Here is a 26,811-nt window from a genome sequence, read left to right on the forward strand (position 1 = left end):
TCATGTGCCGTGGTAGAGCCGCCAGGGCTCGACCAGTTGGAGTGACGGGTCACCAGTGGCGCGGTGGCGCAGGTCATCGGTGAAGCCGTTGCCGCTGAAGCACACCAGGCGGGTGGCCTCGGTGGCTTTGCCCTGGGTGGCGAGCAAGGAGCGGATGTGTTCCAGGCGTTCGACATGGCCTGATCCCATGGTGTCGTTCCACTTCGCCTCGCCGATCGCGAGCAGACCTTCGCGGCCCTGCTCGTCCATTCCGTGAACGGCCACGTCGATTTCGTGGTTGGTGCGGCCGGCCGGATCGTTCACCGTACCGGAGGCGACGCGACTGGGGCGGCCACCCAGCGTTTCGAAGGCAGCGTGCCAGCGCGTCCAGTCACGGCAGACCTGTTCGAAGTGAGGGCCGAGGACCTTGCTGTGGAAGGTGCTTTGGGTACGGTGCCAGACCGCCGGGGCGCGGCCAGGGCGTTCCAGGTCGCCCCAGTAGGGGCGCATGACGGAGTGGTAGAAGGTCACCAGGGGTTCGGCGATGCGGTATTTGGAGCGGTTGCGGCGGAAGGCATCGGTCTCGTGGGTGATCATGCCGACGTCCTGGAGAACGCTGAGCGGATGGGCAAGGTCGGTCGACTTGCGGCCGAGGTAGTCGGCGATGCCGCCACGGGAGCTATTGCCGTGGGCGATGGCAGCGAGCACCGAGTGATAAAGGGCGGTGTCGTGAAGTTCGGGCTCCTCGGCCAGGAGGTAGCGGCCCTCGCGGAAGAGCGGTCGGGCAGGGTTGAGGACAGCGCGGGCCACCCAGGCGTCGAAGTCGTCGGGGCCGGCAGGGACGTCGCCGTGGGTGAACTCCTGGCGATAGGCAGGGGTGCCGCCGACGATCGCGTGGGTGAGCAGGGCAGTGCGCGGGTCGGTGATCTCCCAGAATTCCGCGGCGAGCCGGAAGTCCAGTGTGGGTACAAGCAGCTCGAGCCCGGCGCGTCCGCGCAGTGGCGCGCTAGCGGAGAGTAGACGGCTCATGAAGGACACAGCGGAGCCGCACAGCAGGAGCCGCACCGGGGTGTTGGTGTGCTGTGCGGTGGGGTCCAGAGCGCGCTGGATGACGGAGGGAAGCGAGGGGGATGCCTTGGCAAGGAAGGGGAACTCATCGATCACCACGGTGACCGGCTGGCCGTGGTCCGCCAGGCGCATCAGCTCGGTGACAGCTTCGTTCCAGCCGGTGAAACGGAAGGGGGTGGGCTGGCGGCGGTGGCGGGCCAGAGTCCACGCCCACCTCCCCTTGGATAACTCCACCTATTATAGATAGAGCGATAGGAGGCCGAACAATCGCGGTGGAATCGTCGATGTTCCCGCTACAACGTCTGTGCCAGACGTTCGGTGCGGGCCTCCGCACCCTTGCCGGCAGATGGCCCGCCGGCGGTGAGGCCCACCAGGATGCCCGCGATCACCAGTCCCGCCCCCAGCAGGTCGTACGCAGACGGCATGGCGACCCCGAGCACCACTCCCGTGACGATCGCGCCCACCGGGATGAGCCCGGCGAACAAACCCGCAAGCCCCGGCCCCAGCTTGGGGAGCGCGTCGTACCACAGAAAGAACGCCACCACCGTGATCACGAGCGACAGATAGCCGAATCCGAGTATCTCGGCCCAGGTCGGCTGCCTGAACATGCTCGTGCCCTCATCGGCCAGTCCGACCACCATGAGCATCGGCACGGCGAGCGCCGTCGAGTAGGCCGACACCCTGATCGCCCCCAGCTTCGGCAGCAGCGGGATGGCCAGCAGTGAGAAGCTCACCTCGCCCACCAGCGCGCCCAGCGCCCACAGCAGGCTGGTCAGGTTGCCGCTGCCGAGTCCTGTGGCCAGCGTCGCCCCTGCGACCACCACGCCTGCCCCGAAGAGCAACCGGGGCACCGGCCGCCCACCGGCAAGCGCCAGCCACAGCGGCACGGTGCCGAGGATGGTCCCGACCAGGGCCGGGCCCGAGGCACGCGTCGACTCGATCACGCACACGTTGAAGAGCACCAGACCCAGCAGAGTGAGCCCGCCGAGGCAGAGGCTCTCACGCAGCGTCAGCCGTACGAACCGTAGGCCGAGAACTCGCGTTATGAGGACAAGGATGACGGCCGCGACGAGATACCGAACTGCCTGTCCGCCGTATATGGGATACGCGTCGACGAGTCCCGACACCCCGGCCAGCGTCCCCACGAGGAACATGGCCGAGGCGGCGCCAAGTGTGCCGTTTCTCATGTGAAGGATGCTAAAGAGACAATGGTTCGCACAAACAGTCCAATGTCCGGCCGGAAGACAGGACCAATATGGCTGACCTCCATATACAGATAAATCGCGATAAGGGGGGCATAGCTGGGCAGATCGCGTCCGAGCTGCGCGACTCGATCCGTGGCGGCCGGCTGACCCCGGGCACCCGCCTGCCCGCCACCCGCGACCTCGCCACCGACCTCCAGGTCTCCAGGGGCGTGGTGGTGGAGGCGTACGAGCAGCTCGTCGCCGAGGGGTTCCTGGTCTCCAGGGTGGGCGTCGGCACCCAGGTCACTCCCAAGAACTCCGTGGGGACCCTCCGCGGATCGCCACGGGCCGCGCCACTGCGCGCCAAGCCGGTGCGCAGCACGCTATGGGCCGGGGCGGGCAGCCCCTACTACGGACACCGCCCCACCTCGCCCGACCTCGGCCACTTCCCCAGGGAGCGCTGGCTGGCGGCGGTACGGCACGTCCTGGCCACTGTGCCGTCCGACGCACTCGACTACGGGGACCCCGGCGGCGTGCCCGAGCTGCGTGAGGAGCTGGCCGGATACCTCAGGAGAGTCAGGGCGGCCGACGTGCGCCCGGAGAACCTCGTCATCGTCGGCGGCGTGGCCCAGGGCCTCAGCCTGGTGCTGCACGTGTTGTCCCAGCACCGCGCGCTGCGCCTGGCCGTCGAGGACCCCACCAGCCACCGCCAGGTCCCGCTGCTCAGGCGGGCGGGCGCTCACCTGGTGCCGGTGCCCGTGGACGAGGAGGGCCTGGACACGCGGCGGCTGAGCGGGGATGCGGTCCTGGTCACGCCGGCGCACCAGTTCCCGACAGGCGTGGTCCTGTCGCCTTCCCGCCGCGCCGCCCTCATGGAGTGGGTGTTCGCGGGCAATCGCGTGATCCTGGAGGACGACTACGACGCCGAGTTCCGCTTCGACCGCGACCCCGTCGGCTGCCTGCAGGGCCTGGCCCCGGACCGGGTGATCCTCTCCGGCAGCGTCAGCAAGGCGCTGGCTCCGGGGCTGCGCATGGGCTGGGTGGCGGCGCCTCCCGAGCTGGCCGAGGCGATCCGGCGGGCCCGGGGCGAGCTGGACCTGGGCTCGCCGGTCATCGAGCAGTACGCGCTGGCCCATTTCCTGCGTACCGGCGGCTATGACAAGCACCTGAGGCGGATGCGCAGGGAATACCGTCGCCGCAGGGACGCCCTGGTCGCGGCGCTGTCGGCGGAGCTGCCCGAGGTCCAGGTCAAGGGCATAGAAGCGGGCCTGCACGCGTACGTGGAGCTGCCCGATGGGTGGAACGAGCACGAGGTGGCGCGCATCGCGCACACCGTCGGCGTGTCCGCCGAGCCGGTGGCGCCGATGCGGGAGGCGCCGGGGCCGCCGGCCGTGGTGGTGGGGTTCGCGCGACTCCCGGCGCACAAGGCCGCCGAGGCCGTACGGGAGATAAAGGGCAGAATGTCAGTGTGACCGGTCCGGGCCGGCTAGGCGGAGGTGGGCTCCGCCGCCTGCTTCGGCTGGAAGCCGGGCGCCAGTGCGATGATGGCGGCAGCCAGCACCAGCGGCGCGACGAACGCCACCCGCATGTCCGCGGCGTCGGCGATGCCGCCCACCAGCGCCGCGCCCACGATGAAGCCGACGTAGTTGAAGAGGTTCACCCGGGCGATGGCCACCCCGGTCCCGGCCGGGTCGAGCTTGCCCGCCGCCGAGAACGACTGCGGCGCCACCACCGCGAGCCCCATCCCAGTGAGACCGAACGCGACGATGCCGAGCGGCTGGTTCGGGGCGAGCACGACACCAAGGAAACCGAGCGTGGCGATCACGCCGCCGATCCTGACGATGGCGGCGGGGCCGTACCTCCTGACCGCGACGTCACCGCCGAGCCGGACGACCAGCGTCGTGGCCTGGTACGCCGCGTAGGCCAGTGGGATCACTTGCGGCCCCGCCGCCAGGACGTCCTTCATGAACAGGGTGTTGAAGTTGGAGACCGCGGCGTCGCCGATGTACAGGAACGCCATGGCCAGGCAGAGCGGGAGGATCGGCCGCCACGGGGACCCGCCCCCGGCCTGGACGGACGTGCTCTCGACCTTCTCCTCCTCGATCGTGCACAGGCCCGGGCCGGCGTAGAGCGAGCCGGCCACCGCGACGACCATGGGGACCGCCATGACGACCGGCAGCGGCAGGCCCGCGGCTACCGACGCCCACAGCGCCCCGGCCAGGCTGAACACACTCCACATGCAGTGGAAGCCGTTCAGCACCTGCATGCCGTACCTGCGCTCGACCGCGACGCCCTGCATGTTCATGCCCGCGTCCACAGCGCCCACCGCCACCCCGAACACCAGCAGCACCGGCACCAGCAGCGGCACGTTCGGCGCCAGCCCGGCCAGCGCCACGGCCACGGCGACCACCGGCTGGGCGATGCGCAGCAGCAGCTTGCTGCCCAGCCGGGCGGCGAACGCGCCGGCCGCCACGCTGCCGACGCCCGCGAACACGGGCACGATCAGCAGCAGCACCGTCAGTGTGCCCTCGTCCAGCCCGTGTTTGGCCTGCAGGTTGGCGACCTGGATGAGCAGCGAGGCGAAGGACAGGCCTTGCACGGCGTAGACGACGTACGTGGCGAGGCGGGCCTGGCGATCACGTGGGGACGGCACGGCGGCCTCCTGATTGGGGGGAGATCAAACGTGAGGCGGGGTCAGGTTAGCGGCAGGCCAGGCCGCAGCGCCAGCAGGAGATAGGGTGCCCGGGTGAAACGGGGAGAGGCGCGCAGGGACCGCATCCTGGCCGTCGCGCTGCTGGAGTTCGCCGAGAACGGCTATCGAGGGGCGTCTCTGGCCCGCATCGCCGAGCGCGTGGAGCTCTCCCAGGCGGGGCTGCTGCATCACTTCAAGAGCAAGGAACGACTGCTCGTCGCGGTGCTGGACTACCGGGACCAGTTGGATTTGAGCAAGGTCGACCTGGCCTCGGCCGGCGGGATCGACGCGTTGCGCGCCCTGGTCGGCGTCGTGGAGCACAATGCGCGGGTGCCCGGGCTGGTGCAGCTGTTCTCCGTGATCAGCGGCGAGGCCGTGACGCCGGACCACCCCGGGCACGAGTGGGCCAGGCGGCGCTACCGCCGGCTGCGCGCGGACATGGCGGGGGCGCTGCGCCGGGGCGTGGAGCGCGGCGAATTCCGGGCCGACCTCGACGCCGAGGCGCACGCCGACCGGCTGATCGCGATGATGGACGGCCTCCAGACGCAGTGGCTGATCGACCCGGACCGGGTGGACATGGCGGCCGTCTTCCGAGGCTACGTGGACGACCTCATCGCCCTGCTACGCCCAGCGAATCGCCCACCGGCCTGACGACCTCATCGTCCGGCTACACCTGGGGGGTCGCCCACCCGCCTGACGACCTCATCGTCCTGCCACGCCTGGCTTGCCCACCGCCGTGACCATCTCGTCGGCCTTCTCGACCGTCTGCCCTTCCCCGGCCAGTCGCCCGGCTGCCGCCGCCCATACTCCCAGGGCGAGCAACGCGGCGACCTCCGTGACCGCGAGGCCGCGCTCCACCAGCCCGAGCGGCATGACGCGCCACCACGCCATCCCGGTCTGCCCGGCGATCACGATCATCGTGCCGATGAACACGACCCACAACACCGAGCAGATCCCGAGCCCGAACGCCACCAGCGTGGCCTTCGATCGCTCCCGATGCCGCCACGGGCGGGCAATGATCATGACGGCCAGCGGCAGGCACACGAACGCGATGATGCTGCCCACGCGATGGATGCTGCCGCTCGTGCTCGGCCCGACCGACCAATCGTGCTTCTCGAACCAGGCCGTCATGAACAACCCCACGCTCCACCCCATGAGCGCGACGGTGCCGAAGACGCCGGCGAGCTTCTTGCGTGCCAGCGACACCCCGATGGCCACCGACCCGGCCGCCAGCAGGCCCACTGCGAGCCCGAAGATCCAGCCGTCAGGGCCGAGGCCGTGCTCGCTGATGGTCCGCCTGATCGGGTTCACCTCGTCGAGGCTCGTCAACTCGAGGCCCAGGATCACCGTGACGCCCACGCCTGCCGCACCGAGTCCCCATCGTGCCGGTTGATGCACGCGCACCTCCCTTTGTCTGGATCAACGGGAAGAGTGTGCGTGGTGATTCCAAAAATTTCATGAGAGTGCGCGCCGGATGAGGTCGTTGCTCAGCTCGCGCAGCCGCTCCCTGGCCGCCGAGCTGCGTTCCAAGATCATCATGCCGTGCCGGCGTGCCCTGCGCTCGGTGCTCGAACGCGGGGCCCTGCCCGACGGCGTGGACTTGGAGCTGGCCGTCGATCTCGCCTTCGGCGCCATGTGGTACCGCCTGCTCAACCGCCACGCCGAGGTGAACGACGACCTGGCGGAGGAGATCGCCGGGCTGCTGGCGCGAATCCGTTAGGAGTGGCCGCTTCGGGACGAGCGAATCGTGCGGGCGCCAGATATCGTCATATGTGTGAACGAACGCGCGGGATCCTGGTTGCCGAAGCTGCAGGAAGTCGGAGAGCGGCTGGCCGAGGAGTTCGTCTCCGCCCGTCGCCCGCCCGCCGCGGGCGACGTGCCGCCGCCGCACGAGCTACGTGCCTCCGACGCCGACCGCGAACGCATCGCGCAGGTGCTCCAGGACGCGCACGCCGACGGCCGGCTCACTCTGGAGGAGCTGGAGGAGCGGCTCGGCGTGCTCTACTCCGCGCGCACGCTGGGGGAGCTGGCGCAGCTCACCGGCGACCTCCTGCCCGCCGACCAGCAGCCGCTCAACCTGGACGGCCGGCCCGTGTCGGCCATCTTTAAACAGGAGCAGCGGGGCGGGCGCTGGGTGGTGCCCGCCGAGCTCACGGTGACGGCCATGTTCGGCACCACCAAGCTGGACCTGCGCGACGCGATCCTGCAGAACCGGCGCGTCATCATCAACGCCACGCTCGTCTTCGGCGGGCTGGAGATCCACGTGCCCGAGGACCTCGAGGTGATCAGGGTCGCCAAAGGCCGGACGGTCCGCCTCACCAAGCAGCCGACCGAGCCGGGCGCGCCCGTGGTCGAGGTCCGCACCACGAACTTCGCCGGTGACGTCAAGGTCAAGGAGCCGCCCCGCCGCAAGCGCCGCCGCTGACGGTGTTCATGGCCTCACTCCGTGAGGCGGCTCGATCGCCATATGCCGCCGCCTTCCCCCGCTCTGGTCGCTTCGCTCCCGCCGCTCCTCCAGGCGACGGCACTCCCTCGCGGGTCCATGGCCTCACTCCGTGAGGCGGCTCGATCGCCATATGCCGCCGCCTTCCCCCGCTCTGGTCGCTTCGCTCCCGCCGCTCCTCCAGGCGACGGCACTCCCTCGCGGGTCCATGGCCTCACTCCGTTCGGTGGCTCGGTCGCCATATGCCGCCGCCTTCCCCCGCTCTGGTCGCTACGCTCCCGCCGCTCCTCCAGGCGACGGCACTCCCTCGCGGGTCCATGGCCTCGCTCCGTGAGGCGGCCGCTCCCTGGGCCTCAGCCCGCCGTGTCGAAGTTGATCGCGCTGTACGCGCGCAGCTTCCAGAGCTGGTGCTCGCTCTCGATCTTGCGGATGGTGCCCGAACGGCCGCGCATCACCAGAGACTCCGTCACCGCGGAGCCGGCGCGGAACCGTACACCCTGCATGAGCTCGCCGTGCGTGATGCCGGTCGCCGCGAAGAACACGTCGTCGGAGCTGACCAGGTCGCTGGTGGTGAGCACCTGGCTGAGGTCGTGTCCCGCGTCGAGCGCCTTGCCGCGCTCGGCGTCGTCGCGAGGCCAGAGCTTGCCCTGGATCACCCCGCCGAGGCACTTGAGCGCGCACGCGGCCACGATGCCCTCAGGCGTGCCGCCGATGCCCAGCATCAGATCGATGCCGGTGCCCGTACGGGCCGCCATGATCGCGCCGGCCACGTCACCGTCGGTGATGAACTTGATGCGCGCGCCCGTCTCCCTGATCTCCTTGACCAGCCGCTCGTGCCTGGGGCGGTCGAGCACGACCACCGTCACGTCGGACGGTGAGCAGTGCTTGGCCCTGGCGACCGCGTTGATGTTGGCCGACACGGGGGCCTCGATGTCGACCACGTCGGCCGCCTCGGGGCCGGTGACCAGCTTCTCCATGTAGAACACGGCCGAGGGGTCGTACATCGAGCCGCGCTCGCTGACCGCGATCACCGACACGGCGTCGGGCATGCCGAGCGCGGTCAGCCGGGTGCCGTCGATGGGGTCCACGGCCACGTCGCAGTCCGGGCCGCTGCCGTCGCCCACGTGCTCGCCGTTGTACAACATCGGGGCGTGGTCCTTCTCGCCCTCGCCGATGACCACCACGCCGTTCATCGAGACCGTGCTGATCAGCTGGCGCATGGCGTTCACCGCCGCGCCGTCGGCGCCGTTCTTGTCACCGCGGCCGACCCAGCGGGCCGCGGCCATCGCGGCCGCCTCGGTGACGCGGACGAGCTCCAATGCCAGGTTTCGATCGGGGGCGTGCTCGCTGGTCGCGAGCGCGGGCGGTACGGAATCGGACATCATTGGCCTCCTCGCAGACAACTCTCTCGATCGTAGTTGCCCTTCTCTTCCCGGCTCAGAGGTGGATAGCTAAAAGAGGACAATCTGCCTGGTCCAGTTGGTCCTGTGCCTGCGGCAAGCCGCAGGAGCATCGGTAAGCTCGACTTGCGAACGGATTTTGCGCCATACCCTGTGCGCGTCAGGGATCTTGCCTTCACCATGGAGCATGGCGCCGCGCCGTGGAGGAGGGCGAATGAGCGATGTGGAACATGTGGTGACTCAGCCGCGTACGTCCGAGCGGGGCGCGGCGACGCGTACCTCGCTGCTCGCCGCCGCGCGGGAGATCTTCGTCTCCAAAGGTTTCGCCGAGGCGGGCGTGACCGACGTGGTGGCGCGGGCCGACGCCAGCGTGGGCAGCCTCTACCACCACTTCTCCGGCAAGGCCGACCTCTACCTCACGTTGTTCGAGGAGTGGCAGGCCAGGCAGACGCAGCGGACCAAGCAGGCGGCCAGGGGGGCTCGCGCCGACGGCGAGAGCGACCCCATGCGGGTGTTCCTCAGCGCCGCCCGCGCCTACCTCGACGGCTGCCTGGAGGAGCGCGAGCTGGCCGCGCTGTTCCTGCGCGGCGACGGCCCGCCCGGCTTCGACGTGGTCATGCGCGACCGGCTGCGCATGTGGGCGCAGCGCAACGCGGCGTTGTTCGAGGACCAGCCCGCGCTGGTCGTGGTGATCACCGGCGCGCTGGCCGCGGCCGTCTCCGAGGTCGTGCGCACCGGCGACCGCGGCCTGGCCGAGGAGGTCCTCGCCATCATCGGGCAGATCCGCCCGGCCGCGTCCGCTACCGCCTCCTCCAGCGGGTAACCTCGCCAACTGTGCGACGGTTCACCGAAGGTTTCTACGGCTACGCGGTAGCGCTCTTCGTCTGCCTCGCGGGCGCAGGGTTGTTCCTGCTGATCGCCCCGCAGGGCCGCGAGGAGCACATCCCGCGGCGCGACTACTCGATCACCGTCGCCAACTTCGGCCACTCGGTGCCGTACGCGGTGTGGGCTCCGCGGCAGGACCTGCAGGACTGGGTGCCCAACAGCAACAGGGTCGCCAAGGGCGAGAACGGCGCCCAGGTCCTCTACCTCGGCTTTGCCACGGCCAAGCGCGAGCACGCGATGTTCGTGCAGAGCAACGAGCAGCCTGCCGCCGGGTTCGCCAGCCGCATGGCCAACTCCGACAAGGTCGTCGGCACGCAGCAGGTCGGCGGAGTCGCGTGGGAACAGCGTTATCGCGAGGACAAGAAGCAGCGCACGTTGGTCCGCTTCCTGCCCGATGTGACCCTGGTGATCACCGGCACGGCGGACTGGCCGGAGCTGGCCCAGCTGGCGTCCCTCCTGCAGCAGCGCCCCAAGGGATAAGAGCAGAGGCGCGGGATAAACGCGCTCAGACGTTGAAGCGGAACGTCTGGGATAGGGGTATGACCTGCAAAGATCATCAGGATAGTTCGCTGACCTGCGCTTTCATCGTTGGGTCGCGTTGGTGAGAGTTGGGGGTTCGCGGACGTTCTGCGGGCTGAGTGCGGACCGAATCTCACGATCACAAGATCACGACCAAGGAGATCGACCGCGCCCTCATGGCGGGGCAAGTCGATATCACCGTCCACTGCATGAAGGATGTGCCCGGCGACGTCCCCTACCGCCGGGGCTCGCGTTCGGCGCCTACCTTGAGCGCGAGGACGTGCACGACGTGCTCCTCACCCGCGACGGCACTCCGCTGGCCGACATCCCGGCAGGCTCTGTGATCGGCGCCAGCTCTGTCCGTCGGCGGGCGCAGCTCCACATTGATCCGCCCTGAGGGTGTGACCGGGCGCCGGAACTGTCGGACCTGTGAGGCGTCCACATATCGGCTACCGGTAGACCAGCAGCAAGATCGACGCCCTGATCGCGGCAGATCCGTGCACGTGACCTTGGGTGGCGCCGCCCAGAGGGAGAAGTGGTCATTCGGTCGTGATGCCAGGTTCACGTGGTCAACTGCTGCGATAGCTGAGTAGCAGTGCCCCCGTTGTAGTTGTCTGGCTGCCGGTTAGCGAGAAGGTTCTGAGATTGCCATCGTCGGGGAAGAGGCGTTTGCCGCTGCCGAGCCGCACCGGGTCCACCATTAGCTGGAGTTCGTCTACCAGGTCGTGCGTGATGAGAGATTGGGCGAGTGCGGCGCTGCCGATCAGATGTAGGTCATCGCCGTCGGTTTCCTTGAGAGCGGCGACGGCAACGACCGCGTCCTCCCCGAGTAGTTCGGCGCGCTTCCATGTCAGGGGTTCAGTGAGGGTTCGGGAAGCGACGTATTTGGTTTTGTGGTTCAGCGGTTCGGCGAGGACGGACTCGGGTCCGGTGACGTGCGGCCAGTGCGCAGCGAAGTTGTCGTAGGTGCGCCGGCCGAACAGGAAGGCGCCGGCGCGTTGCAGCCCTTCGATGACCCATTGACGGGAGAGGTCGTCGAAGTAGCGCAGATGCCAGCCACCGTGAGGGAAGCCGCCGTCGCGGTCCTCGTCCGGAGCGCTGGGCGCCTGGACCACCCCGTCGAGGCTGATCCATTCGTATGCGACCACGCGCCGGGTCATGCGCTGAGCCCGGCGAGCTTGTCGAACGCTGACTTCCAGCCGGTCTCGATGTTGCCGGCGACCTGGGGTAGATCCGTGGCGAGCGAGTCGAGACGAGTGTGTAGCAGGGTGAGCAGGGTGCCGCCGTCGGCGGCCGGGCGCAGGGTGACAGTCAGCTGGGAGTCGAAGCGCGGGCCGTCCTGGCGCTGTGGACCGACGAAGCCCCACCGCCATGTGATCCGTTCGTTCGGCACTAGTTCGACTAGCTCACAATCGAAGCCGCCGGCATCGGCCCCGTCCTGGGCGTGCCAGATCCGATACCGGCCGCCCACCTGCTCGTCCACCTCGACTCGCGTCGTCGTGATCTCGCCGGGAGCCATCCAGCGTTGCAGTAGCCGCGGTTCCAGCCATGCTCGATAGATTCGCTCCGGAGCCGCGTCGAAGGTGCGCTCCAGCTGTACGTCGGTGGTCACCGTTGTTCCTCCGCATCGTCGTGCAGCACCGTGTCGAGGGCGTCGAGCCGCTGCGTCCAGTGCTGCTGGTAGAAGGCCAGCCAAACCGTGGCTGATTCAAGGGGTCCGGACTCCAGCCGGCACACGTGCCGCCGGCCGACGACGGTGCGGCGTACCAGGCCGGCGCGTTCCAACACCTGCACATGCTTGGACGCGGCCGCCAAGGACATCGCCAAGGGCTCGGCGAGTTCCCCGACCGTCCGCTCCCGCTCGGCCAGCCGCCGCAACATGGCCCGCCGAGCCTCGTGCGCGAGAGCGTGGAACACCGTGTCCATACCACTCGAATCCTCAACCACATGGTTGACGTTAGCAGACCAGCGAGCCGACGTTCAACCTATTGGTTGAGGATCGTGGAGGCCATCAACCGGAAATTCATGAGACTAGATCAGAGGATCTTGGTCGCACGAACCCAATCAGGACACGGCAACTAAGCAACGACAAACTGGGTGCAGGCCGACCGTCAGGCGGAGACGAAGGGAGAACGTGGAGAGCAGCAGCGCGGGGCAACTCGCCTGCGCCAGACACGTCGCCGGCGTAACCGCCCCAGAGAGGGGCACGACGACAACAAGACGGTCGGCAGCGGCCGGTTCATGCTCGATCAGGCGTTCCACCGGGCCGCACTGTGGGCGGCGGCGCTGATCATCGCCGGAGGTGCCGAAAGATGTGAAAACCATTTTGGTTCCTCCGGGCCTAGGTGAAAGTTCTCTTCCGTGGGCCGCCCCACAAGGACGGCTACGGGGCGATGGTGGGGGCTGGGCCGGAAGTTGCCGCTGTCCTGGTCCGGCAGGCGCTGGTACGAGGCCAATCAGATCTTCACGCACGCGAACGGTGGGCATGGCGCGTTTCCTGGATGCGAGGCAAGGGCACGCGAAAGCATGCGGGGCGGCGAGAATCGCAATTGCGTGGAGCGCGTGCCCGCGAGTGCTCACCTCTTCGCGATCTTGTATAAAAACCATCGTTAATGAGACGTCAATGATCTTTGCGTTTCCGCAGGATCACCACACGCGGTCTTGTTCAAAACACGTCTCACAACCCCGTCAAAGCACGATCAAGACCAGGTTCAACAACGTCCGGGCCGTGCTTCGCGCCGCCGTCCGGGACCGCGTGATCGCCTCCGACCCGGCCGAGGGCGTGACCCTTCCCCGTGGACGGCGGGCCGCGAGCGCCATGCGGCTGCCGACCACCAGGAGGTGGGGGCCCTGCTCACCTCGGCAGAGCCGAAGTTCCGCGCCTTCATCGCGCTGGCGGCCTTCGCCGGGCTCCGGCTTGGTGAGGCTGCGGCTCTCAAGGTGAGCGACATCAATTTCCTCGGCCGCACGCTGGAAGTCGCTCGGCAGGTGCAGCGGGAGCGTGGGGGCGGGGTGGAGATCCGCCCGCCCAAGTACGGCAGCGAGCGCACGGTGTACCTGGCTGACGGCCTCGTCAAGATCCTCGCCAAACACATCGAGGACTTCCGCCCTGGCGGTGATCTGGGCCGCTGGTTGTTCGAGGGGGAAGACGGACAACCCGCCGCACCAGAACACCGTGGGCTACTGGTGGCGGCAGACCCTGAAGGTGGCCGGGATCAAGGGCTCAAGCTCCACGACCTCAGGCATTTCTACGCCTCGGGCCTTATCGCGTCGGGGTGCGACGTGGTGACCGTTCAGAGAGCCCTGGGCCACTCCAAGGCCACCACGACCCTGAACACCTACTCGCACCTATGGCCGACCGCCGAAGATCGCACCCGCAACGCTGCGGCGGCCCTGCTCTCCGAAACGCTCTCGCAAGAATCTGCGGACTCGATGCGGACTGCAGAGGGTGGATAACCCTCTGACCTGCGTATCCATACCTCGCTCAGACGTTGAAGCGGAACTCCACCACGTCGCCGTCGCGCATCACGTAGTCCTTGCCTTCGACGCGGGCCTTGCCTGCGGCGCGGGCGTTGGCGATCGAGCCGACCTCGACCAGGTCGTCGAAGGAGACGATCTCGGCCTTGATGAAGCCGCGCTGGAAGTCGGTGTGGATCACGCCGGCCGCCTCGGGCGCGGTGGCGCCCTTGCGGATCGTCCAGGCCCGCGTCTCCTTCGGCCCGGCCGTCAGGTACGTCTGCAGGCCGAGCGTCTCGAAGCCGACCCTGGCCAGCTGGCGCAGCCCGGACTCCTCCTGGCCGACCGACTGCAGCAGCTCGAGCGCCTCCTCCTCGTCGAGCTCGACCAGCTCGGACTCGATCTTGGCGTCGAGGAAGACCGCCTCGGCCGGGGCGACCAGCGCCGACAGCTGCTCCCTGAGCGCGGTGTCGGTCAGCTCGTCGGCGTCGAGGTTGAACACGTACAGGAACGGCTTGGCCGTCATCAGGTGCAGCTCGCGCAGCTCCTCGCGCTCCAGGCCGCTCTCGAAGATGGTCTTGCCGGTCTCCAGGACCGCCTTGGCGGCCTCGGCGGCCTCCAGCGCCGGCTTCTTGTCCTTGACGGTGCGGGCCTCCTTCTGCAGGCGCGGGATGGCCTTCTCGACCGTCTGCAGGTCGGCCATGACCAGCTCGAAGTTGATGGTCTCGATGTCGCGCTTGGGGGAGATCTCGCCGTCCACGTGCGTCACGTCGGGGTCGGTGAAGACCCGGATGACCTGGCAGATCGCGTCCGTGTCGCGGATGTTGGAGAGGAACTGGTTGCCCCTGCCCTGCCCCTCCGACGCCCCCTTGACCAGGCCCGCGATGTCGACGAACTCGACCTTCGCGGGCAGGATGCGGGCCGAGCCGAAGATCCCGGCCAGCACGGGCAGGCGGTCGTCGGGCACGCCCACGATGCCCACGTTGGGCTCGATGGTGGCGAACGGGTAGTTCGCGGCGAGGGCGTTGCCGGTCTTGGTCAGCGCGTTGAACAGCGTGGACTTACCGACGTTGGGCAGGCCGACGATGCCTATAGAGAGACTCACGGACCCCAAGTTTACGTGCTCAGCGTAAGGAGCGTGTCGGGCGGGAACGGCGTGCCCAAGTCCTGCAATCATCGATGGAGTGGACGTGGTCTCGGTTCTCATCGGTCTGGCCGTCGGGTTGCTCATCGGGTTCCTGGTGGCCAGGATGCGGGCGGCTGTGCGGGTGGCCGAGGCGGACGCGCGGGCCAAGAGCGCCGCGGAAAAGCTGGTCTACGTCGAAGAGCAGCTGGCCGAGCGGTTCCAGGCGTTGTCCACGCGGGCGCTCGACGTCAACAACGTGCGTTTTCTTGAGCTGGCCGAGACCAGGCTTGCGGCCACCCGCGCGGAGGCCGCGGGCGATCTGGAGCAGCGCAAGCAGGCCGTCGAGCACCTGGTCGAGCCGCTGAAGGACGCGCTGGCGCGGGTCGAGGCGCAGCTGCGCGACACCGAGTCGGGCCAGCGCGCGGCGCGGGCGGAGCTGGCCAAGCAGATGGAGTTCGTGCGCCAGAGCCACGAGCAGCTGCGTTCCCAGACCACCGCCCTGGTCCGGGCCCTCCAGCGGCCGGAGGCCCGCGGCCGGTGGGGTGAGCTGCAACTGCGCAGGGTCGCCGAGATCGCCGGCATGCAACGTCACTGCGACTTCGACGAGCAGGTCACGGAGGGCTCCATGCGGCCCGACATGGTCGTGCGGCTCGCGGGCGGCAAGAACATCGTGGTCGACTCCAAGGTCTCGCTGGCGGCCTATCTGGAGGCCGCGGAGGCGTCGGACGAGTCGCTGGCCACGGTCCGGCTCGACGCGCACGCCAGGCACGTGCGCGAGCACATCGACCGGCTGGCCGCCAAGGCCTACTGGCAGGCGTTCAACCCGTCGCCGGAGTTCGTGGTGCTGTTCATTCCCGGCGAGGCGTTCCTGGCGCCGGCGCTCGAACGCGACCCCGGACTGCTGGAGTACGCCATGGTGCGGCGCGTGCACATCGCCACGCCGACGACGCTGATCACGATGCTGCGCACCGCCCACTACGCCTGGCAGCAGGCCGCGCTGAGTGAGAACGCGCGAGCCGTGTTCGAGCTGGGCAAGGAGCTGTACGACCGGCTGTCGTCGCTGGGCAGGAACGTCGATGCGCTGGGCAAGGCGTTGACCCGGGCCGTGGAGGCGTACAACAAGTCGGTCGGATCGCTCGAAAGCCGCGTCCTGGTCACCGCGCGCAAGCTGCACGATCTGGGCGTCGTGGACGGTGATCTCGACTCTCCCGAGATGCTCGAGGGGCTCCCCAGACCCCTGTCATCCCCCGAACTACTCGAAACGTCGCCTCTACTTTCCAGCTCGAACGGTAAGTTGGCTCACGGGTCGCAGTAAACGGGGCCAAGGGAATGGGGGCGGTCCAGTGGGGGAGAAAGGCAGGCGTTCGGCTGTCAGGTTGACCGCTCGCGGCGCCATCGCGCTCGCCCTGGTCGCCACCCTGGCGGGCTACGTTGTGGCGGCGCTGATCGACGTCCAGGAGGTGGTGGGCGCGGCCTTCGTCCTGGCCAGTCTGCTGGGGGTGCTCCTGGTCAACCGGCGCGAGCTGCTGTCGCTGGTGGTGACGCCGCCGCTGGTGTTCTTCTGCGCCACGCTGTTCGTCGAGCTCGGGCGGGCGTTCGGCTCGGTGTCGATCGTGCAGTCGCTGGCGCTCGGCCTCTACACGTCGCTGACGCGGGGCGCCCCATGGTTGTTCGCCGGGTCGGCCGTCGTGCTGGGCGTGGCGTGGCGGCGTGGGCTGCGGGACAACGTACGCGACCTGCGGGCGGAGCTGAAGGCGGGCGCGGAGGTGCCGCGCCCGCGCCAGCCGTTCGTGCCCGAGCCCGAGGGCTACTTCGAGCCCAAGGTCTACGGGTCGCCGCGCGGCGACGATTAGCCGCGCGGCGAGAATCAGCCGTTCGACGAGGACTAGGAGACGATCCTGAGGTCCTTGCGCAGCTCGTGCGGCAGGGCGAAGCGCATGCTCTCCTGCACCGGCTCGACCTCGGTCACGTCGCCGAACCCGTGCTCGGCCAGGTGCGCGAGCACCTCCTCGACCAGCTCTTCAGGGACCGAGGCGCCGCTGGTCACGCCGACCGTGGTGACGCCCTCCAGCCACTCGTCGCGGATGAAGCCCGCGTTGTCGACCAGGTAGGAGGCGTCGGCGCCGTAGTCCTTGGCCACTTCGACCAGGCGCTTGGAGTTGGAGGAGTTTTCCGAGCCCACCACGATCACCAGCTGCGCCTCGGCGGCGATCTCCTTGACCGCGATCTGCCGGTTCTGGGTGGCGTAGCAGATGTCGTCGCTCGGCGGGTCGAGGAGGTTGGGGAAACGTTGCTTGAGCTTGGTGACGGTCTCGGTGGTCTCGTCGACCGACAGCGTGGTCTGCGACAACCAGATCAGCTTGCTCGGGTCCTTCACCTGCACCCGGTCGACCGAGTCGAGTCCGTCGACGAGCTGGATGTGCTCGGGGGCCTCGCCGGAGGTGCCCTCGACCTCCTCGTGGCCTTCGTGCCCGATCAGCAGGATCTCGTAGTCCTGTCCCGCGAACCGCTTCGCCTCGTTGTGCACCTTGGTGACCAGCGGGCAGGTGGCGTCGATGGTGCGCAGATTGCGGTGCTTCGCCTCGGCGTGCACGGCCGGGGAGACGCCATGGGCGGAGAAGACCACGATCGCGCCCTCGGGGACCTCCTCGGTCTCCTCGACGAAGATGGCGCCCCTGGCCTCGAGTGTCTTGACGACGTGGGTGTTGTGGACGATCTGCTTGCGTACGTAGATCGGAGCGCCGTACTGCTCCAGAGCCTTCTCGACCGCTACCACGGCTCGATCGACTCCGGCACAGTAGCCCCGTGGCTTGGCTACGAGGACTCGGCGGGAAGTGAGGGTCTGGGGCTCCATACTTTCTATGCTACGTGGAGCGGCCATCAGGCCCGCGCGTGCGTGGTCGCCCGCGGTTTGCCAGACTGGCCGTCCCATACAGACCTCCCAGGGAGACGTCATGTCCCTCAGCGACGTGATACGCAAGATCACCAAGACCGTTACCAACAAGGACGAGCTGAAGGAGAAGGCCAAGGACCTTCCGCTCATGGTCATCCAGTCCACGCTCAGCGCAGCCGGGCAGGCGCTGCTGCTGGTGGACCGGGTGAAGAACTCCATCAAGGGCCTCGGCGCCAAGGAGGAGCGCGAGGAGGAGCAGGTCTCCCGTCCCTCCGCCGCCGAGCAGGTGGCCGCGCCCGCGGCAGAGGACAAGCCGGCCCGTAAGGAGCCGGTCATCTTCGCGCCGCGCCCGGGCACCGCCGAGCCGAACGGCGCTGCCAAGACCAAGCCGGACCCGGTCATCTTCGCGCCGGCGGGCAAGGAGGAGGCGGTCGCCACCGCCGAGCCCGAGGCTCCCGCCACCGAGCCCGCCGCCAAGACGGAGACCGCGGCCAAGCCCGAGACGGCGCCGAAGCCCGCGGCCAAGACCGAGGCGACGCCGAAGCCCGCGGCCAAGACGAAGGCGACGCCCAAGCCCGCCGCCGAGACGAAGGTCGTGGACGAGCCCGCTCCCGCCGTGGAGCCGAAGGCGGCGCCCGCCGCTCCCAAGGCCGTGGCCGAGCCTGCCGTCGAGGAGTCCGCCGCTCCGGAGGCCGTCGCCGAGCCGGCGGTCGCGGAAGCGCCCGCTGCCGCGCCTGAGCAGGTCGCGAAGCCGGTCGAGCCGCTGCCCGGCTACGACGAGATGACCGTCGCCTCCCTGCGCGCCAGGATGCGCGGCAAGACCGCCGAGCAGATCGGCGACTTCCTGGCCTACGAGCGGGCCACCCAGGGCCGTCCCGAGGTCGTGCGGATGTTCGAGAACCGCCTCGCCAAGCTGCAGGCCGGGGAGTAGTCGGAGCGAGCCCGTAGTCTTCCGCCATGACCGAGAAGACCTCGCCCGAGTCCCCCCTCCCGATCCGCACCGTCCTGCAGATGGTGGGCGGCTGGATCGCGAGACTCGGCACGGTCTGGGTCGAGGGCCAGATCACCGATCTGAGCGCTCGCGGCGGCACGGTGTTCCTGACCCTGCGCGACCCGGTCGCCAACGTGTCCGCCAGGGTCACCGCTCCGCGCGGCGTCTACGAGGCGGCCGTGCCGCGCCCGGTCGACGGCGCCCGGGTCGTGATGCAGGTGAAGCCGGACTTCTGGGTCAACAAGGGTTCGTTCGCCTTCACCGCGTTGGAGATCCGGCCGGTCGGCGTGGGCGAGCTGCTGGCCAGGCTGGAGCGGCTCAGGCAGCTGCTGGCCGCCGAAGGGCTCTTCGGCGCCGAGAGGAAGCGGCGGCTGCCGTTCCTGCCGGGCACGATCGGGCTCATCTGCGGCCGCGACTCTGCGGCCGAGCGCGACGTGCTGGAAAACTCCCGCCGGCGCTGGCCCGCCGTGCGGTTCAAGGTTGAGGAAGTGGCCGTCCAGGGACCCTACGCGGTGGGCGAGGTGACCGAGGCGCTCCGCAAGCTGGACGCGGACGCCGAGGTCGACGTGATCGTCGTCGCCCGCGGCGGCGGCTCTCTGGAGGACCTCCTGCCGTTCTCCGACGAGACGCTCGTCCGCGCGGTGGCCGCCTGCCGCACGCCCGTCGTGAGCGCGATCGGCCACGAGCAGGACAGTCCGCTGCTCGACCTGGTGGCGGACGTACGCGCGTCCACCCCCACCGACGCCGCCAAGAAGGTCGTGCCCGACGTCGGCGAGCAGCTCACCCTGGTGCGTCAGCTGCGCGACCGGGGCCGCAGGGTGGTGAGCGGCTGGCTCGACCGCGAGATGTCCTGGCTGACGTCCGTACGTTCGCGGCCGTCGCTGGCCGACCCCGTACGCGAGCTCGAGCGCAGGGCCGAGCAGGTCGAGTCCCTGCGCGACCGGGCCAGGCGCTCGCTGTCCGGCTCTCTCGACCGGGCCGACGATGACCTGGTCCACCTGCGGGCCCGCCTGGTCGCGCTGTCCCCGGCGGCCACGCTGGAGCGCGGGTACGCCATCGTCCAGCACCCGTCGGGCGAGGTGGTGCGCCTGGCCAAGGACGTGGCGCCCGGCGCCCGGCTGACGATCCGCCTGCCCGACGACAGACTTACCGTTCGGGTGGAAAACGACGGCGGGTAGCGGGCCTGCCCGGGCTGGCCTTCTTCGACCTCGACGGCGGCATGGCCGCGTTCAAGGACTCCGAGGGCAACCTGCTCTGCCTCATGACCTGAGCACGCGTCCTACGAGCAGGTGACGGCGGCGGCGAGTGCCGTCAGGCCGGACTTGATCTCGTCGATCGTCATGCCGCGCTCCTCGGTCTGCAGGGCGATCAGGCGGGCGTTGATCGGCGCGAGCAGCGCGTCGGCCAGGAACGGCGCGTCGGCGTGCGGGCAGGCCTCGGCGAGCAGCGTGGCCAGGTGGATGTGGTGCACCCGGTAGGGGCCGCTGAACCCGCCCCTCTTGCCACCCTGCTCCAGCAGCAGGAACAGCTCCTGCTGTCCCACGATGCGATCGACCAGCGCGTGCAGGAACGCCGTGATCCGCTCGCCGGCCGGGGCGCCGGGCCCGAGCGGCGGCGGGCCGGCGAAGAACGCCGACTGGAACCGCCGTTCCCGCTCGTCGAGCAGCGCGAAGATCAGTCCGCTCCGGTCGCCGAAGCGCCGGTAGACGGTGCCCACGCCGACGCCGGCCACCCGGGCCACCTCGTCGAGCGACAACTCGGCGGCGCCGCGATCGGCGATCATCCGGCCCGCCACTTCGATGATCTTCTGCCGGTTGCGTGCGGCGTCGGCCCGTTCCGGCTGAGGTTGCCCGACGAGGGGCAACGATCGACGTCCGCACACGGGTGGAGCATACAGCTTGTAACCGGAGAGTTCTCCGATTAGTCTCCGAACCGGAGATCTCTCCGATTTTTGAGGAGCTGACAATGCCCAACGAGTTCAACCAGCAGGTCATCGACGAGTTCCGGGCCAACGAAGGCCGCGTCGGCGGCATGTTCGAGGGCTCGCCGCTGGTGCTGCTCACCACCACGGGAGCCAAGAGCGGCCGGCCGGCCACCACGCCGGTGATGTATCTCGCGGACGGCGAGCGCTATGTCGTCATCGCCTCCAACGCAGGCGCGGACAACCACCCCGCCTGGTATCACAACCTGCGGGCGACGCCCGCGGCCACCGTCGAGGTCGGCACGGAGACGTTCGAGGCCAAGGCCGTCTTCATCAACGGCGAGGAGCGTGACCAGCTCTACGCCAGGATGGTGGCGCAGGCGCCGGGCTTCGCCGAGTACGAGGCCAAGACCAGCCGCCGCATCCCCGTGGTGGCGCTGCTGCCTCAGGCCGCCTGACGTACGTACCTCGACGTCAGAACGCCCTCAGGAAGGCGCGCGTCGGGGTGGCGTCCCTCGGGGAGGGCGGGCCGTCGGGAGGGGCGCGTCGCGGCCGCAGGGCAGGGCCGTCGGCGCGGCCGCGGGGGCAGGGCGTCGGCGCGGCGCTTAGAAAGGTGCGTCGTCGGCGCCTGAGGTGGGCTCCGAGCGGCGGGCCATGGCGGCGGCCAGCTTGACCCTGGCCCCCTGGAGCCACTCCTCGCAGACCGCCGCCAGCTTCTCCCCGCGCTCCCAGAGCTCGATCGACTGCTCCAGCGTGAGCCCGCCCGTCTCCAGGCGGCGCACCACCTCGGTCAACTCCTCGCGGGCCTGCTCGTATGAGGGCGCCTTCTCGTCTGCTGCCACGGCCACCAGCCTAGACGGGCCGGCCGACATCCGCCGCGCAGCGTCAATCCACTAACTCAGAGTGTTCATTCGCTACGCTAAGTCGCCGTCGATGGATGGCAGCGATTGCCTGCTACGGCGTCTGACTTCTGGAGCGCTCTGATGTCTGATCCCGGGACAAGTGATGCGTCAACCACTTTGGGCCCCTGCGCGTCGAATCGTCACGGCGTTCACGCTGACTCGGGAGGCCCCTCATGATCCGTCGCATCATCCGGAAACGACGCCCCGCGCCCACGCTGGCGGGCATCAGCCTCGAAGAGGAGCTCGCCCTGATCAGGGTCGAGCTCATGTACGGCCTGCGCGTCAACCGGGAGGCCTACCTCCGCAGGAAGGTTGACGAACGCAACGAGATGGCCAGCCGCATGCGCGAGAGCGACACCGCCGACATGCTGGCCGACCTGCGCGGCTCGCTCGAGCGGTCGGTGCGTCCCACGGTGGTGGACCTCCAGAGCCGGACGACGGTGGTGGACTTGCAGAGCAGGCGGCAGGGGCGGCCCACCCAGGACCCGGAACCCGCCTGACGTACCCTCCGCCCGCCCCCCATGCCGAATGCGCAAGGCGTGAGAGTCCATGCCTATTTTGGTCAGGAATCCATGGCTGCAGGGCTAGGCGATTTAGGCGTCTGGCCTGGTCAAAACCTGATTCGACCGGGAAGTGACAGGAATCGGCACTGGGGCCTGTCATCCTGCCCCGGTTTGCCGTGAGGGCTGTCATGCCTGCAGCATGGGCGTGGCTTTCCTGGAAGAATGGCGGAGACCGGATAGGGTGACTACTTCACCGCGGATGATGGGGATCGGTAACGGACGACACCGCGCCAGCCGGGGGGATCGGCGCGAGCGGAGGCGTGATGGCTCGTAGGTCTACCGTCCAGCACGATCCTCGGATCGCTGACGGGCCCGGGCTTTCCGCAACCCTGGACACCGCTGACTTCGACGCGCCGCCACCCCGCAGGCCGCGCCGTGGCGGCTGGTCCGGCGGAGGCGGGCGGTGGCTGGTGTGGACCGGCCGCATCATTCTCTGGGCGCTTATCGTGGTTATCGTGGTGAATGGGATCCGTGCCCCATTTGAGCGGTTTACCCAGCAAGAAGCGGTAACGCCCAATGGCGCCGCAGTAGCGAACAACGGATTCCCGGTGGACCGTGGCATGGCTTTCGCCGCCCAGTTCGCCGGGGTCTATCTCAATTTCAGCCCCGAAGACGACGCCAGCAGGTCACGCAAGCTGGCGGCGTTCCTGCCCGACGCCTCGGATCCGCGAATGGGCTGGGACGGCGTGGGCAAGCTGGCGGCCGTCGCCATCCAGCCGTACGACATCGAGACGGCCGACGCCCACAACGCGGTGGTCAGCGTCGCCTTCCAATCCGGCCCGCGCAGGCTGATGTTGTCGGTCCCGATCTACTACTCCGGCGACGACGAGGCCAAGAGGTTCGTCGTGTCCGGCCGCCCGGCCGTCCTGCCCGCGCCCGCTCCGGCCGAGCTGCCCCAGGTGGCGCCGCCGGAGACCGACGACGCGGCAGCCGCCGAACTGAAACCGCAGCTGGAGGGCTTCTTCAAGGACTACGCGTCCGGCGACGCCGCCGGGCTGCAGCGCTACGTGGCCGCCGGCAAGTCCCTGCCGAGCTTCGGCGGCGCCTTCACCTTCGCAGAGCTCAAGAAAGTCGTGGTGCCTGTGGGGGGTGCCACTCGAGAGATCCAGGCGGTCGTCGTGTGGGTCGTGCCGAACGGCGAGGCCCAGGCCACCCCCAACGCGACCGACCCCGCCGCGGTCGGCGCGCGCTTGGAGCAGGCCTACCGGCTCACCGTCGAGAAGCAGGGCGACAAGTGGTTCGTCGCCGACATCCGCGGCGCCGGACGGGTCGTTGACTAGAGGCCCGGCCGCGCTGCCGATCGGTACCCCCCGGGAGGACGAGAAGTGATCGTGAAGACCGTAATGCTCACTTTGATCGAAATGTCGCCGACGCCCACGTCGACCGGCATCGACACCGGAGGGCTCGCCGACTTCCTGCGCGCGTTCTTCGCTCCGCTGTTCCTCGTCGTCGTCTCGGTGGTGGCGCTCTTCTTCCTCTTCACCCGCGAGATCACGCGATTCGTGCAATTCCTTATCCTGGCCGTGGCCATCGGAGTGATCTTCTACGTTCCCAACATCATCGAGGTGACGGCGAAGGCAATCGCGGGCGCACTGGGCATCAGATAAGTGGTTGAGACCGTCCGGCGGCGGTCATACACGAGCAGGCGGAGAGGAGGACCGGGTGGACCTGCCCACGTATACGAACATCTGGCGGATAGAGAAGCGGCTCTACAAGCTGTACGACCTACGGCTGCCGATGCCGCTGCCTATCGTCTGGATCGGCGTCTTCGTCGGAGTGTTCATCCCGTGGTCCCTCCTGCTGATCCTGGTGGGCGTGCCGGTCGCGATGCCGTGGCACGTCCTGTTCCTGGTGCCGCCGGGGATAGTGACGTGGCTGTCGACCCGCCCCGTCATCGAGGGCAAGCGGCTCACCGAGCTCCTCGAGTCCCACCTCCGCTACTTGGGAGAGCCGAAGGCCTGGTACCGCCTGACGCCCCTGGCCGAACCCGAGACGGTCACCTTCTCCGCGCGTGTGTGGCGTACCGCCCCCGCGCGGGCCAAGTCCAAGCGGCCGGGCAAGTCCCGTCACCCGCAGCGCAGGCGCGAGGACCAGCGGATCGCCGGGCCTCGCCAGGTACGCCCCGCCGTCGCGGCCGCCGCCGCCGCGGCCGGCCAGGCTCCGGTCGCCGAGCCCGCTGCGACCCGCAGCGGCTGGGGCTCCCGCCGCGGCGCCGCAGCGCCCGCTCTCAAGGCTCAGGCACGTCAGCCGGCTCCTGCCCCGGCCCGGCACGAGGAAGGGCTCTCCGGAGGCCCTGGGCGCCGTCAGGACCTACCGCTGGTGGTCGTGCATGGGGACGACGGCCCCGGTACGGCAGCGCCACAGGCGCGGCTCGAGCGCGAGCCGGCAGACCGGAGAGACAGCCGGAGGACGGACCCCGGCAGGGACAGCGACCGTACGGACACCGGTAGGAAGGACAGCGGTCGCAGGGCCGGCGGCAAGGGGCCGAGCGGCCGGCGACTGTCCGCCCGTGAGGGCGCGGTCAGGGAGGCTGCGACCCAACAGGCGGCGCTCCGAGAGGCGGCGCTCCGAGAGGCGGCGATCCGCGAGGCGGCGATCCGCGAGGCGGCCGTGGGCGACGCGGCGCGTCGTGAGACCGCCAGCGAGGAGACCCCCGGCCGCGAGACCCCCGGCCGTGAGTCCGTGGGCCGCGAGACCGTCGGCAGGGCGACCGGGGTTCCCGAGACCGGCGCCCACGCGGGCACCTCCTCCGAGACGGGGGCGCATGCGGGCATGACCCCCGAGACCGGGACGCATGCGGGCACGGGCCCAGAGACCGGGGCGCATGCGGGCACGGGCCCAGAGCCTGCCGGCCATGCGGCCGCGGCTCCTGAGGCGGGCCATGCGGCTACGGGCACTGCGGGCGCAGTCGGTGCGGCCACGGGTGCTGAGGACGCGGACGATGTGACCACGGCTCGTGAGCCCGGTGGCCGGGAGGTCGCGAGCCGTGAGAGCCGTTCTCATGAGGGCGTCGGGCGGGAAAGCGGGGCCCGGGAGGATGCCGAGCGCAGGGAAGATCAAGAAGTGCCCGGCGAGGCGGAGGACACGGCTGGGGCGATCGTGCCGATCAAGACCGGTGGGAGTCGCAAGCCCGCCGCAGGCAAGCCGATCGACACCGAGGCCCTGCGGCGGCTGAGGAGACTCGCGGCCAGCGCGGACGCGCCGGCCGACACGGCGACCGGCCGTAGGGAGACGGCCGGTCGGGCCGAGGGCGAGCGGCGCGAGGACGAGGTCGCCCGAGACCAGCACAGGAAGGGACAGCCACCCAGGCTGGGACCGGCGCTGGTGGTGTCGGGCACCCAACGGGTCTGGCCACCGCTCAACCCGAACGCCAAGCCCTTGCCCCGTCCCGGGGCCACCCGCCCTGACCACCCGGACCAGCAAGAGCCCGGCTGGCACGACGCCCCGAGCGAGGAGGTCACGGCGGCAGATGCGCCCAGCGGGCCGGCTGCGGTGGGCGACGCGCCGTCCGAGGGTGCCGGAACCCACCCGCAAGGTGTGCCCGCCGACGCACCGGGCGGCCCGTCGGCGCCGACCGAGGCACACCACCGGCCCAGGTTGACGCCGGTCCCGTCAGATGACCACGCCACTACGGAGGAGAGCACGACGGCGGATCGGCCGAGGTCCGAGCCGGATTCCGCCGGTGACCCCGCGGCAGCGGCGCACGGTCGGTCCCCGGCGGCCAGGGGCGGGGCCGGGGCGCTTGATGGGCTTGTGGAGCCGGTGCCGGTGCCCAGGCCTGGCGAGACGCGGGTGCGCAGGGTCGAGTCCGTGATCGGGCGGGACTCCGGCGGCTGGCGGCGGATCGCTCAAGTGGTCGTCGGCGGCAACAACGTACGGACCGACGGGTCGGAGATCGACGAGGCCAGGGCCAGGGCCGTGTTCAGCGGCAGCCGCAGGATCGTCGTCCTGGGCTGCACCGGCGGCGCCGGGCAGAGCATCACGGCCCTCATGCTCGGCCACGCCCTCGCCACCTACCGCGACGACAGGGTCGTGGCCGTCGACGCCAACACCGGCGGCACCACCCTGACCAGCAGAATCCAACCGGAAACCCCGGAAACTCTCACTTCGCTGCTGTCCGGGCTCGACCGGGTCAGCGGTTATCTCACGATGCGCGGATACACCACGCGGACGGCCTCCGGGCTCGAAGTGATCAGCGCGGACACCGACGCGGGCGCCGAGCAGCGCCTCGCGGACCGGTCCTTCTTCTCCGACCACCGGCTGGGCGAGTCCATGCGCCTGCTGGACCGCCACTACAAGCTGGCCGTGATCGATCCGGCCGCCGCGCTGGCGGCCCGGCTCCTTCCGTACGCGGACCAGCTCGTTCTGGTGGTCCCGGCGAGCGAGGAGGCGTCGGAGGCGGTGGGCATGACGTACGAGTGGCTCGACGGGCACGGCTGCGCGGAGCTGCGCAGGCGTGCGGTCATGGTGGTCAACGGCGTGAGCAGGCGCTCGATGGCCGACGTCGAGCAGGCGGAGTCGGTGGCCAGAGGCAGGTGCCGGGCCATCGTCAGGGTCCCCTGGGAGGACGATCTGGCGCCCGGCGGGGCCGAGATCGTCGACCCCGGGCAGTTGCGCGCGGCCGGGCGGCGGGCCTATCTCGCCCTCGCCGGTGTCGTGGTCGCGGGCTTCGCGACACAGACCGTACGACCGAGCGAAGAGGAGTTGGCGAGTGACCCCCCGGGCACGAGAATCGGTGAGCGTTAAGTGAACAAGCGAGCAGGCCTGCCCCGTTCATGCGCTGAGGGGG

At 69.5% G+C, this 26,811-nt stretch carries 29 protein-coding genes and 1 pseudogene; 18 read left to right on the top strand and 12 right to left on the bottom strand.

The genetic code is table 11. The features are described 5' to 3' along the window. Window positions 1-1,281: an ATP-binding protein gene (locus tag ACTWPT_RS16015; RefSeq protein WP_443178157.1), complete on the bottom strand. Its 1,281-nt coding sequence runs from the start codon at window positions 1,279-1,281 to the stop codon at window positions 1-3. Window positions 1,282-1,340: 59 nt separating this feature from the next. Beyond that, window positions 1,341-2,234 carry a DMT family transporter gene (locus ACTWPT_RS16020; protein ID WP_443178158.1) on the bottom strand — a complete coding sequence of 298 codons (894 nt, stop codon included), beginning with the start codon at window positions 2,232-2,234 and terminating at the stop codon, window positions 1,341-1,343. A gap of 68 nt (window positions 2,235-2,302) precedes the next feature. Here ACTWPT_RS16020 and pdxR point away from each other — a divergent pair, with 68 nt between their 5' ends. After that, window positions 2,303-3,703, top strand: coding sequence for a MocR-like pyridoxine biosynthesis transcription factor PdxR (gene pdxR / locus ACTWPT_RS16025; protein ID WP_443178159.1), 1,401 nt, complete (start codon window positions 2,303-2,305; stop codon window positions 3,701-3,703). A 14-nt stretch (window positions 3,704-3,717) separates the two neighbouring features. Here pdxR and ACTWPT_RS16030 read toward each other — a convergent pair whose 3' ends face one another. After that, window positions 3,718-4,884: an MFS transporter gene (locus tag ACTWPT_RS16030; protein ID WP_443178160.1), complete on the bottom strand. Its 1,167-nt coding sequence runs from the start codon at window positions 4,882-4,884 to the stop codon at window positions 3,718-3,720. 93 nt (window positions 4,885-4,977) lie between these two features. On the opposite strand from ACTWPT_RS16030, the gene ACTWPT_RS16035 reads away from it, so the two are divergent. Next, window positions 4,978-5,574: a TetR/AcrR family transcriptional regulator gene (locus ACTWPT_RS16035; RefSeq protein WP_443178161.1), complete on the top strand. Its 597-nt coding sequence runs from the start codon at window positions 4,978-4,980 to the stop codon at window positions 5,572-5,574. Window positions 5,575-5,625: 51 nt separating this feature from the next. Here ACTWPT_RS16035 and ACTWPT_RS16040 read toward each other — a convergent pair whose 3' ends face one another. After that, on the bottom strand, window positions 5,626-6,321 hold the full coding sequence (locus tag ACTWPT_RS16040) for a DUF998 domain-containing protein (protein WP_443178162.1): 696 nt from the start codon (window positions 6,319-6,321) through the stop codon (window positions 5,626-5,628). Between the two features lie 76 nt (window positions 6,322-6,397). On the opposite strand from ACTWPT_RS16040, the gene ACTWPT_RS16045 reads away from it, so the two are divergent. Further along, window positions 6,398-6,643 (top strand): TetR-like C-terminal domain-containing protein, encoded by a 246-nt coding sequence (locus ACTWPT_RS16045; protein WP_443178163.1) that lies wholly within the window; start codon window positions 6,398-6,400, stop codon window positions 6,641-6,643. A 54-nt stretch (window positions 6,644-6,697) separates the two neighbouring features. Then, the gene (locus ACTWPT_RS16050) at window positions 6,698-7,348 is read left to right on the top strand and encodes a DUF1707 SHOCT-like domain-containing protein (RefSeq protein WP_443178164.1); all 651 of its coding nucleotides are present in this window, start codon (window positions 6,698-6,700) and stop codon (window positions 7,346-7,348) included. A gap of 371 nt (window positions 7,349-7,719) precedes the next feature. On the opposite strand, the gene glpX is transcribed toward ACTWPT_RS16050, so the two are convergent. Then, window positions 7,720-8,748, bottom strand: a complete 1,029-nt coding sequence (gene glpX / locus ACTWPT_RS16055) for a class II fructose-bisphosphatase (protein ID WP_443178165.1) — start codon at window positions 8,746-8,748, stop codon at window positions 7,720-7,722. A 232-nt stretch (window positions 8,749-8,980) separates the two neighbouring features. Here glpX and ACTWPT_RS16060 point away from each other — a divergent pair, with 232 nt between their 5' ends. From ACTWPT_RS16060 to ACTWPT_RS16075, 4 genes and pseudogenes are all read left to right on the top strand, one after another. After that, window positions 8,981-9,589, top strand: a complete 609-nt coding sequence (locus tag ACTWPT_RS16060; RefSeq protein ID WP_443178166.1) for a TetR/AcrR family transcriptional regulator — start codon at window positions 8,981-8,983, stop codon at window positions 9,587-9,589. Window positions 9,590-9,600: 11 nt separating this feature from the next. After that, a complete protein-coding gene (locus tag ACTWPT_RS16065) occupies window positions 9,601-10,131 on the top strand; it encodes a DUF4245 domain-containing protein (protein WP_443178167.1) in 531 nt (176 codons plus the stop codon). Window positions 10,132-10,289: 158 nt separating this feature from the next. Beyond that, window positions 10,290-10,388: pseudogene (locus ACTWPT_RS16070) on the top strand (hypothetical protein); the annotation flags it as partial. Continuing rightward, complete coding sequence (locus ACTWPT_RS16075) at window positions 10,376-10,567, top strand: hypothetical protein (protein ID WP_443178293.1); 192 nt, start codon at window positions 10,376-10,378, stop codon at window positions 10,565-10,567. The pseudogene ACTWPT_RS16070 and the gene ACTWPT_RS16075, both read left to right, overlap by 13 nt. A 172-nt stretch (window positions 10,568-10,739) precedes the next feature. Here ACTWPT_RS16075 and ACTWPT_RS16080 read toward each other — a convergent pair whose 3' ends face one another. From ACTWPT_RS16080 to ACTWPT_RS16090, 3 genes are read right to left on the bottom strand one after another with little or no spacing between them, the layout of a single operon-like run. After that, window positions 10,740-11,330, bottom strand: a complete 591-nt coding sequence (locus ACTWPT_RS16080) for a dihydrofolate reductase family protein (RefSeq protein WP_443178168.1) — start codon at window positions 11,328-11,330, stop codon at window positions 10,740-10,742. After that, window positions 11,327-11,782, bottom strand: coding sequence for an SRPBCC family protein (locus ACTWPT_RS16085; RefSeq protein WP_443178169.1), 456 nt, complete (start codon window positions 11,780-11,782; stop codon window positions 11,327-11,329). Before ACTWPT_RS16085 ends, ACTWPT_RS16080 begins: the two co-directional genes overlap by 4 nt. Further along, entirely contained in the window at window positions 11,779-12,096 is a 318-nt protein-coding gene (locus ACTWPT_RS16090; RefSeq protein ID WP_443178170.1) for an ArsR/SmtB family transcription factor, read from the bottom strand. Before ACTWPT_RS16090 ends, ACTWPT_RS16085 begins: the two co-directional genes overlap by 4 nt. A gap of 915 nt (window positions 12,097-13,011) precedes the next feature. Here ACTWPT_RS16090 and ACTWPT_RS16095 point away from each other — a divergent pair. Beyond that, on the top strand, window positions 13,012-13,626 hold the full coding sequence (locus ACTWPT_RS16095; protein ID WP_443178171.1) for a site-specific integrase: 615 nt from the start codon (window positions 13,012-13,014) through the stop codon (window positions 13,624-13,626). Between the two features lie 28 nt (window positions 13,627-13,654). Here the strand turns inward: ACTWPT_RS16095 and ychF are convergent, their stop codons facing one another. Beyond that, window positions 13,655-14,731 carry a redox-regulated ATPase YchF gene (ychF, locus tag ACTWPT_RS16100; RefSeq protein WP_305920967.1) on the bottom strand — a complete coding sequence of 359 codons (1,077 nt, stop codon included), beginning with the start codon at window positions 14,729-14,731 and terminating at the stop codon, window positions 13,655-13,657. Between the two features lie 70 nt (window positions 14,732-14,801). Between ychF and rmuC the strand changes: the two genes are divergently transcribed. Further along, complete coding sequence (gene rmuC, locus ACTWPT_RS16105; protein WP_443178294.1) at window positions 14,802-16,067, top strand: DNA recombination protein RmuC; 1,266 nt, start codon at window positions 14,802-14,804, stop codon at window positions 16,065-16,067. Window positions 16,068-16,128: 61 nt separating this feature from the next. Beyond that, window positions 16,129-16,605: a DUF6542 domain-containing protein gene (locus ACTWPT_RS16110; RefSeq protein ID WP_443178172.1), complete on the top strand. Its 477-nt coding sequence runs from the start codon at window positions 16,129-16,131 to the stop codon at window positions 16,603-16,605. A gap of 32 nt (window positions 16,606-16,637) precedes the next feature. On the opposite strand, the gene ACTWPT_RS16115 is transcribed toward ACTWPT_RS16110, so the two are convergent. Further along, a complete protein-coding gene (locus ACTWPT_RS16115) occupies window positions 16,638-17,606 on the bottom strand; it encodes a 4-hydroxy-3-methylbut-2-enyl diphosphate reductase (protein ID WP_443178173.1) in 969 nt (322 codons plus the stop codon). 100 nt (window positions 17,607-17,706) lie between these two features. Between ACTWPT_RS16115 and ACTWPT_RS16120 the strand changes: the two genes are divergently transcribed. Both ACTWPT_RS16120 and xseA read left to right on the top strand, forming a co-directional pair. Beyond that, window positions 17,707-18,576, top strand: a complete 870-nt coding sequence (locus ACTWPT_RS16120; RefSeq protein WP_443178174.1) for a hypothetical protein — start codon at window positions 17,707-17,709, stop codon at window positions 18,574-18,576. 26 nt (window positions 18,577-18,602) lie between these two features. Continuing rightward, a complete protein-coding gene (gene xseA, locus ACTWPT_RS16125; RefSeq protein WP_443178175.1) occupies window positions 18,603-19,814 on the top strand; it encodes an exodeoxyribonuclease VII large subunit in 1,212 nt (403 codons plus the stop codon). Window positions 19,815-19,915: 101 nt separating this feature from the next. Here xseA and ACTWPT_RS16130 read toward each other — a convergent pair whose 3' ends face one another. Continuing rightward, on the bottom strand, window positions 19,916-20,518 hold the full coding sequence (locus ACTWPT_RS16130) for a TetR/AcrR family transcriptional regulator (protein WP_443178176.1): 603 nt from the start codon (window positions 20,516-20,518) through the stop codon (window positions 19,916-19,918). An 83-nt stretch (window positions 20,519-20,601) separates the two neighbouring features. Here ACTWPT_RS16130 and ACTWPT_RS16135 point away from each other — a divergent pair, with 83 nt between their 5' ends. Beyond that, entirely contained in the window at window positions 20,602-21,015 is a 414-nt protein-coding gene (locus ACTWPT_RS16135; RefSeq protein ID WP_443178177.1) for a nitroreductase family deazaflavin-dependent oxidoreductase, read from the top strand. A 147-nt stretch (window positions 21,016-21,162) separates the two neighbouring features. Here ACTWPT_RS16135 and ACTWPT_RS16140 read toward each other — a convergent pair whose 3' ends face one another. Then, complete coding sequence (locus tag ACTWPT_RS16140; protein WP_443178178.1) at window positions 21,163-21,429, bottom strand: exodeoxyribonuclease VII small subunit; 267 nt, start codon at window positions 21,427-21,429, stop codon at window positions 21,163-21,165. A 203-nt stretch (window positions 21,430-21,632) separates the two neighbouring features. Here ACTWPT_RS16140 and ACTWPT_RS16145 point away from each other — a divergent pair, with 203 nt between their 5' ends. The 4 genes from ACTWPT_RS16145 to ACTWPT_RS16160 all read left to right on the top strand — a co-directional run bounded on the left by ACTWPT_RS16145 (window position 21,633) and on the right by ACTWPT_RS16160 (window position 26,768). Next, window positions 21,633-21,959, top strand: a complete 327-nt coding sequence (locus tag ACTWPT_RS16145; RefSeq protein ID WP_443178179.1) for a hypothetical protein — start codon at window positions 21,633-21,635, stop codon at window positions 21,957-21,959. A gap of 623 nt (window positions 21,960-22,582) precedes the next feature. After that, window positions 22,583-23,302, top strand: a complete 720-nt coding sequence (locus tag ACTWPT_RS16150) for a conjugal transfer protein (RefSeq protein ID WP_443178180.1) — start codon at window positions 22,583-22,585, stop codon at window positions 23,300-23,302. Window positions 23,303-23,365: 63 nt separating this feature from the next. After that, a complete protein-coding gene (locus ACTWPT_RS16155; protein ID WP_138665184.1) occupies window positions 23,366-23,629 on the top strand; it encodes a hypothetical protein in 264 nt (87 codons plus the stop codon). Window positions 23,630-23,684: 55 nt separating this feature from the next. Next, complete coding sequence (locus ACTWPT_RS16160) at window positions 23,685-26,768, top strand: TcpE family conjugal transfer membrane protein (RefSeq protein WP_443178181.1); 3,084 nt, start codon at window positions 23,685-23,687, stop codon at window positions 26,766-26,768. Window positions 26,769-26,811: the final 43 nt, after the last annotated feature.

The organism is Nonomuraea sp. 3N208 (genome assembly GCF_052245935.1).
In the GTDB taxonomy this organism is placed as follows: Bacteria; Actinomycetota; Actinomycetes; order Streptosporangiales; family Streptosporangiaceae; genus Nonomuraea.

Excerpts from the sequence above, each read along its gene's own strand:
- ACTWPT_RS16020 (WP_443178158.1), bottom strand. The coding sequence starts at position 2,234 with ATGAGAAACGGCACACTTGGCGCCGCCTCGGCCATGTTCCTCGTGGGG.
- pdxR (WP_443178159.1), top strand. The coding sequence starts at position 2,303 with ATGGCTGACCTCCATATACAGATAAATCGCGATAAGGGGGGCATAGCT.
- ACTWPT_RS16045 (WP_443178163.1), top strand. The coding sequence starts at position 6,398 with ATGAGGTCGTTGCTCAGCTCGCGCAGCCGCTCCCTGGCCGCCGAGCTG.
- glpX (WP_443178165.1), bottom strand. The coding sequence starts at position 8,748 with ATGTCCGATTCCGTACCGCCCGCGCTCGCGACCAGCGAGCACGCCCCC.
- ACTWPT_RS16060 (WP_443178166.1), top strand. The coding sequence starts at position 8,981 with ATGAGCGATGTGGAACATGTGGTGACTCAGCCGCGTACGTCCGAGCGG.
- ACTWPT_RS16080 (WP_443178168.1), bottom strand. The coding sequence starts at position 11,330 with ATGACCCGGCGCGTGGTCGCATACGAATGGATCAGCCTCGACGGGGTG.
- ACTWPT_RS16090 (WP_443178170.1), bottom strand. The coding sequence starts at position 12,096 with ATGGACACGGTGTTCCACGCTCTCGCGCACGAGGCTCGGCGGGCCATG.
- ACTWPT_RS16115 (WP_443178173.1), bottom strand. The coding sequence starts at position 17,606 with ATGGAGCCCCAGACCCTCACTTCCCGCCGAGTCCTCGTAGCCAAGCCA.
- ACTWPT_RS16120 (WP_443178174.1), top strand. The coding sequence starts at position 17,707 with ATGTCCCTCAGCGACGTGATACGCAAGATCACCAAGACCGTTACCAAC.
- xseA (WP_443178175.1), top strand. The coding sequence starts at position 18,603 with ATGACCGAGAAGACCTCGCCCGAGTCCCCCCTCCCGATCCGCACCGTC.
- ACTWPT_RS16135 (WP_443178177.1), top strand. The coding sequence starts at position 20,602 with ATGCCCAACGAGTTCAACCAGCAGGTCATCGACGAGTTCCGGGCCAAC.
- ACTWPT_RS16140 (WP_443178178.1), bottom strand. The coding sequence starts at position 21,429 with ATGTCGGCCGGCCCGTCTAGGCTGGTGGCCGTGGCAGCAGACGAGAAG.
- ACTWPT_RS16145 (WP_443178179.1), top strand. The coding sequence starts at position 21,633 with ATGATCCGTCGCATCATCCGGAAACGACGCCCCGCGCCCACGCTGGCG.
- ACTWPT_RS16150 (WP_443178180.1), top strand. The coding sequence starts at position 22,583 with ATGGCTTTCGCCGCCCAGTTCGCCGGGGTCTATCTCAATTTCAGCCCC.
- ACTWPT_RS16155 (WP_138665184.1), top strand. The coding sequence starts at position 23,366 with ATGCTCACTTTGATCGAAATGTCGCCGACGCCCACGTCGACCGGCATC.